Genomic DNA, 6347 nt, shown 5'->3' with positions numbered 1-6347 from the left:
GATTATTATTGGTATATAATCCTTTTAGTGAAAGAAAAAACAATCGTAAAATGAAGAGGATAGATAGCTTATGTCAATAGCTGCGATTGTTTTGATTAGAAAATAAGAACCAGCCTGATTGGCATGGAAAGGAGCAGTTATGGATTACTTGAGTTTTTCAAAAAAAGAGTGGGAAGTCTTAGTTTGTTTTTGGGCTGTGGATGAGCCGCTATGTTGTACCGAATTTAGTGAACGCTTCGGCTTGAATCGCAACACGTCATTGTCAGTGATTCGTAAGTTAGTCAATAAAGGGATACTTGAGATCGCAAGTATCAAGATGAGTGGGTCAGTTTTGGCTCGTCGTTTCCAACCAGCCGTCACCGAATTGGAGATTTTGCAAAGTGGTTTGACGGAGGAACAAATTTTTGAACTGGTAAAAATTGCGATCAAAAAAATTGAAGACCCAGAACAATTAACTCAGTTGCTAAATGTTATTGGCGAATTGAAAACCAAAGCTTCGTAGGTCATCCCGTTTTCTTCGCTGTTTGTTAGTGAAGGTTTAAAAGATAAAAAAATGATCCACTGTGAAAACAGCGGATCATTTTTCTTGTTCTTGAAATTTTTGGACCATTTTGGTCGTCAATTCGTGGAGGACTGACAGTTCTTCCGGTTCAAGGGGCAAGAATTCCGTTACTTTGTAGGGGATCTCTAGCGCTTGTTCATGGAGTCCTTTGCCTGAATCAGTCAATGTGACCCGCAAGGAACGTTCATCGTCTTGATTTCGATTTCTTACTAGGTATCCTTTTGCTTCAAGCTTTTTTAAAACCGGTGTCAGTGTGCCAGAATCTAGACATAATTGCTTCCCCAAATCTTTGACACTGATCGCTTCATCTTCCCATAACACCAACATCACTAAATATTGGGTATAGGTCAAATTCAACGGGTCCAGTAAGTCTTTGTACTGTTTGATAATTTCTTTTGAAGCGGCGTATAGAGGAAAACACAATTGGTTTTCTAACGCTAAGACATTCATGTTTTCCCCCCTTTTTCTAACATCCGCCTCTTATCATAGCTGTTTTTTCAATGAAAGTCTACTCGCTAACGGCTTTGACAGTCACTTCAATGTTGCCAGCTGTAGCTTTTGAGTAAGGACATACGGTATGAGCGATTTCAAGCAATTCTTGTGTTTCCTCTGTTGATAAACCTTCGATTTGACCTTCGATCTCAACGCCTAAAACAAAGCTTGATTCACTTTCTGCATATAGGGTCACTTGTGCACTGACAGTCGAAGCACCGTCGATTCCTTTGTTGCTTTTCACTAATTCAAGGGCACTATTGAAACAAGCACTAAACCCAGCCGCAAAAAGTTGTTCTGGATTGGTGGCATTTTCAACACGTTTGCCAGGGGCAGTAATATTTAATTCAAATGAATGATCGGGACTATGAACTTCTCCTGAACGGCCGCCAGTGTTGATCATTTTTGTCGAATACATTTTTTTCATCATTTCTTCACTCCTGATTTTTATATTTTGTACAATTAGATTGTATGCAATTTAAATGAAAAATGCAAGGAATTGGTTTTCGTTCTATTTTTTTTTTCTAAAAAAAAGCGGAATCAGCATAAGTTTACTGTTCTCTTGGGTGAAACGTGCTATCATAGTTAGTAACACTTGTAATAGATTAACAAATGAGTTTGAAGCTTCAAATTTACTGCATGAAGGCAAAGAGGGTGAAAATCATCGTAGATTATATGGAAAAACGAGCGGTAGGGCGCTATTTTCGATCGTTGACGGATCATTATTCAGGCTATATACGGCTTTATGGCACCTATACAGAATATCGGGTGATTGCAGGGATTCCTGCTGAAAATGTCATGTTAGAGATTATCGGGGTTGAAAACGGTGTCTTATTGACCCGTGTAAACAATACATTATTTGAAAATGGAAGAGGGTTTTTACAATGATCATTATCCAAATTATTTTAGTTATCTTCGTATTAGTGATTTTGATTTGGCTGATTGCAAGCACTGCTGTGATCGTTCGTCAAGGGGAAGTCAAAGTTGTCGAAAGTTTTGGGAAGTACGTTCGAACGTTGGAACCAGGGCTTCATTTTCTTGTTCCGATTTTGTATACAGTTCGAGAAAGAGTGTCCTTGAAACAGATTCCTTTGGAGATCGAACCCCAAAGTGCAATAACAAAAGATAATGTAATCGTTCAAATTGATGAAGCAATCAAATACCATGTCACAGATGTGCGTGCCTTTGTCTACGAAAATGAAAACTCCGTTGTTTCAATGATCCAAGATGCTCAATCGAACTTGCGGGGAATCATCGGGAAAATGGATTTAAATGAAGTTTTAAATGGAACTGAAGAAATCAACGTGGCTCTATTTACTTCGATCAAAGACATCACTGCTGGCTACGGGTTAGCGATCGACCGGATCAATATCGGAGAAATCAAAGTTTCCCAAGAAATCATTGAATCAATGAATAAATTGATCACAGCTTCAAGAGACAAAGAATCCATGATCACAAGAGCCCAAGGGGAGAAATCTTCTTCAGTCTTAAGTGCCGAAGCCAAAGCTTCGCAAATGACGATCGACGCGCAAGCTCGGGCAGAACAAACCCAAATCGATGCAGAGGCGCGGGCAAAACGTGTACGGATCGATGCTGAGGCAGAAGCGGAACGAATCGCGAAAATCACTGAAGCTGAACGCAAACGGATTCTAGCTATCAATGAAGCAATCAAAGAAAGCCAGCTAGACGAGCGCTCCTTATCTTATCTAGGGATCGAAGCCTTTAAAGACGTGGTCAACAGCAATACCAACACGGTCATTCTGCCATCCAATATGACGGAACTAGGAAATATTCCAGTCGTCAAACAACTTTGGGAAAACGCACCATCTAAATCAGCAGAATAACTTTGAAGCGCAACAATTAAAAAAGCTCAAATGCTCCGAGAATAAACCGGCGCATTTGAGCTTTTTTATTTCGTTTTGTCTGCCGCTTGATTATCGACGATCAACAGAGCAATCATGACATAACCGATCCAACTGTCCCGAGAATATAAGATGTAGCGAGGGGACCAAGAAGCGGCATATTTCTGTTTGTACTCCCGCAATCCTTCAAAAGAATAGAAGCGAGACCCGAAAGTGTAAACGAGATAGGCGATCCGCTCTTGTAAGAAACTACTGCGGAAAGTACCAACATTGGCTAATGGTGCCATACCTAAATCGAATTGTTGGTAGCCTTGTTCTTTAAAATAGTCAAACAGCTGAATAAACAAGAAATCCATCGTTCCGTTCGGGGCTTTTTCAGGATCGTGACGCATCAGATCAATGGAAGCTAAGCCTGTCTGATAGGTTGGCATAAAGGAGGCAAACGCGACGATTTCTTGTTGCTGATTACGGACGACTGCAATTGGTGCGGTACTCAGATAGGATTCTGAAAAGAATCCAAGGGAGAACCCTTTTTCTTTCCGTCCATCTAGCCAGTTGTCAGAAATTTCCTTAAGGGTTGCAAAGGTTTCTGCTGAAAAGGGTGGGGTGAGCACATCAAAGGTAAAGCCTTCTTTGGTGATCTTGTTGTTCAATGCCCGCTGTCCCTTCATTTTCTTTCCTGAGAGGGTGAAGCTAGGCAGATCCACATAGGCTTTCTCACCGAATTTGATAAAGTCATAGCCAAATTCATGCAGCAGCATCACCATTTCTTCACTACTTTCATAAAAGACTGGCAAGTAATTCCACTGATCCATCTCTGTTAGAAAGGTTTCCAGTGCCTGGGGAAAGTCTGCTTGCTTCCCAGAAGGATCCCCCATGACTAAGCATTTATTATTAAAGGTCGTAAATTGAAAAAAGACCGTCGGCTCGCCGATTTCTGGATAAACGTACACTTGCTTGTCTTTTAAATAGACAAGATGGCTATCGCTATTGCCGCCATAAGTGTTCAAAATATGCTTCACTTTATCGGTGGCGGCACTGACGCCGAGTTGGTGCTTTGGTCCCATCAAGTAGCGTGCAAACAGCAGCATCGCAACGGCGACGAATAAAATCGCAACGAAGCCTTGGAGCCATAATTTTTCAGAAGGGAAGAGCAAAAAATCCATCGAATGGTGATGCGTCGGATGACGATTGATATGGGGCATGTTGTAGACCCCGATAATGACATAGAGGATCGTCAACGAACCAATCAACAAACCATCGATCGTCAGCCATTCCCAAGCGAAAACCAGTTGTTTTCGGAATAACTCGCTTTTTGAAAAAATCATGATCGCCAGTAATAATAGAAGAAACAGCATGGTCGAAAAGCGGAACCCCGCAAAAATAGCATAGCCGATCGTTGCTGCAATCAACAAAAGTGTCGGCACATACGCGCGACTGACACGGGCAGAGATGCCGCGACCGGCAATCAAAAAGAGATAGCCGAGAAAGATGCTCGGGTACTGCATCACAAAATTCAAGCGAATCGGATTGAGGTGGGCTAACCATTTGATTTGATCAAAGGCTTCTGGGATCGTGGCGGAAAGCACCAACATCGTTCCAGTCAGATAAAGCAGCAACACTTCGATCTTGTGGAACACTTCCAACAACAAGCTTTTTGGAATACCAGAAAAGCGCTGGTTGAGGGAGACACCGACATTTTTTGAGAAAAAAAGCAAACCGATCAAAAAGGGAATAATGTAATAAAACAGGCGGAACAGCAAGAGCCAGGCAATGACACTTTCACGGGGAATCTGTAGTGAACCCATTCCCATGATCATCATGACATCAAAGGTTCCCAGTTCCCCGGGAATCATCGAGACGATCCCAATCACGGAAGCAGCGATGAAAAGCGGCAACAGTTGAAACACATCGACCGAGAGCCCCATCAACAGACCCGTCGTAAAGAAGGCGGCAAAAACACCTAGCCATTCCAATAAGGAAGCGGCGATCAGCTGCAGACGATCGCGTCGTTGCAGCCCACCTAAGTAGGCATTTTTTTTGGAAAAACTAAGCGCATAGACGATTGGAAAATAAAGACTGCCGCCTAAAAGCCAGATCCAATACTGTTGGAGATAATCGGTCGTGGGGCCGAAGAGGACGAATGCCAGCGCAGCAAGCGATAAAATCGAAAGACCAGACATCAAATAGATAAAAATCTTCGATATTGCTTGGGCAACGTCTTTGCCTTTTTTTCCTTTGCCATAAAATTCCGACCGTAACCCGATACTGATGAAACCGCCAAAGCCGATCAAATTGTTCATGGTATTGATGATCCAGCTGGTTTCTAGTAAATAACGGCGATCAGGTTTGTCCCCTAGCAAGCGATTCAAGACGATATCATATAAGACCATGGGAAAGACACACAGTAAGCCAATGACAGCCATTAAAGCCACTCGCCAAAGGGATAGCTGCGCAAACAATTGTTTTAGTTGATCAATCGAGATCGTCTTGCTTAACGAAAGCAGCTCGCCGAACACGATCACGGCGACTGCAATTAAGAAGAGGGTTTTAAACAGTGAGCGGTGGTCGCGGAGCCAAGTAAAGATTCTCATAGTTATTCACCGACCCTTTCTAAAAAAGATAAAACTTTCGTATTAAATACTTCTGGATTTTTTCGTGCAAAACTATGTCCTTGTCCTTTGACGACGATAAAATTGGACTGAGGAATACTGTTTGCAATATAAAAAGAATGGGAAAGCTTGATCGAATCACGTTTGCCGACCAAAATCAATGTCGGCACACTGAGGTGATTCAAATCGGCTGTAGATAAACCGATTGGACGAAACAACAATCCCAAAATAGGCAGAAAGCCCCGCATGCCTTTGGAGAATGGGGAACAAAGCCAAACGATCAGATATTGCAAGACACTGCCGATTCGAGAAAAGAGCCTTACACCTCGCGGTTCCGTGTTGCCAGAGTTTAAAATCATGCAGCTGACATGCTCTGGGTAGAGATGGCAAAAGACCATCGCCAGATTGGCACCATCGCTAAATCCTAGTAAGGCGATTTTCGTTAGCTTTTCTTGCTGAATAATTGCTAAAAGATCTGTTGCCATTTTAAAAAAATCGATTTTCTTCTGCGTATTGGTGGATTTGCCATGCCCTCGACTATCGATTAAATACAGTTGATGTTTTTGACGCAAGGCGTCGACCTGCTTTGAGAAATAGGCACTGCTGCCGCCATTTCCGTGCAATAAAAAAAGAGGGCGTCCTGAACCGGTTTTCTCGTAATAGAGGACAGACCCGTCCGGTAAGGGCGCGTAACATTTTTCAACTTCCATTTTTTCACCTACTTTCTAAGAGTATACCTTGAAGTCAGGGACGATCACAAATATATCACTAGATAAAATGAGAAAAAATAACAATCTGCTCATCTTTTTTTTACCAGAA

Annotated in this window: 7 protein-coding genes; 3 read left to right on the top strand and 4 right to left on the bottom strand. The window is 42.2% G+C overall.

Translation table 11 applies throughout. From position 1 onward, the window contains the following. Positions 1 to 139 precede the first annotated feature (139 nt). On the top strand, positions 140 to 502 hold the full coding sequence (locus A5883_RS09305; RefSeq protein ID WP_010747932.1) for a hypothetical protein: 363 nt from the start codon (positions 140 to 142) through the stop codon (positions 500 to 502). 75 nt (positions 503 to 577) lie between these two features. Here the strand turns inward: A5883_RS09305 and A5883_RS09300 are convergent, their stop codons facing one another. Both A5883_RS09300 and A5883_RS09295 read right to left on the bottom strand, forming a co-directional pair. Continuing rightward, positions 578 to 1012: a MarR family winged helix-turn-helix transcriptional regulator gene (locus A5883_RS09300; protein WP_086338389.1), complete on the bottom strand. Its 435-nt coding sequence runs from the start codon at positions 1010 to 1012 to the stop codon at positions 578 to 580. Between the two features lie 58 nt (positions 1013 to 1070). Beyond that, positions 1071 to 1481 carry an organic hydroperoxide resistance protein gene (locus tag A5883_RS09295; protein ID WP_026008061.1) on the bottom strand — a complete coding sequence of 137 codons (411 nt, stop codon included), beginning with the start codon at positions 1479 to 1481 and terminating at the stop codon, positions 1071 to 1073. Positions 1482 to 1666: 185 nt separating this feature from the next. On the opposite strand from A5883_RS09295, the gene A5883_RS09290 reads away from it, so the two are divergent. Beyond that, the gene (locus tag A5883_RS09290) at positions 1667 to 1942 is read left to right on the top strand and encodes a hypothetical protein (RefSeq protein ID WP_016620494.1); all 276 of its coding nucleotides are present in this window, start codon (positions 1667 to 1669) and stop codon (positions 1940 to 1942) included. After that, entirely contained in the window at positions 1939 to 2898 is a 960-nt protein-coding gene (locus A5883_RS09285; RefSeq protein ID WP_016610357.1) for an SPFH domain-containing protein, read from the top strand. The genes A5883_RS09290 and A5883_RS09285 overlap by 4 nt, the downstream gene beginning before the upstream one ends. Before the next feature lie 65 nt (positions 2899 to 2963). Here the strand turns inward: A5883_RS09285 and mprF are convergent, their stop codons facing one another. Continuing rightward, entirely contained in the window at positions 2964 to 5510 is a 2547-nt protein-coding gene (gene mprF / locus A5883_RS09280) for a bifunctional lysylphosphatidylglycerol flippase/synthetase MprF (protein ID WP_074931775.1), read from the bottom strand. 2 nt (positions 5511 to 5512) lie between these two features. Beyond that, on the bottom strand, positions 5513 to 6238 hold the full coding sequence (locus tag A5883_RS09275; protein ID WP_074931772.1) for an alpha/beta fold hydrolase: 726 nt from the start codon (positions 6236 to 6238) through the stop codon (positions 5513 to 5515). Positions 6239 to 6347: the final 109 nt, after the last annotated feature.

It is taken from the genome of Enterococcus sp. 5B3_DIV0040 (assembly GCF_002140755.1).
Classification (GTDB): domain Bacteria; phylum Bacillota; class Bacilli; order Lactobacillales; family Enterococcaceae; genus Enterococcus_D; species Enterococcus_D casseliflavus.
The sequence above is the reverse complement of the archived record's forward strand: the minus strand, read 5'-3'. Positions and strand labels throughout refer to the sequence as shown.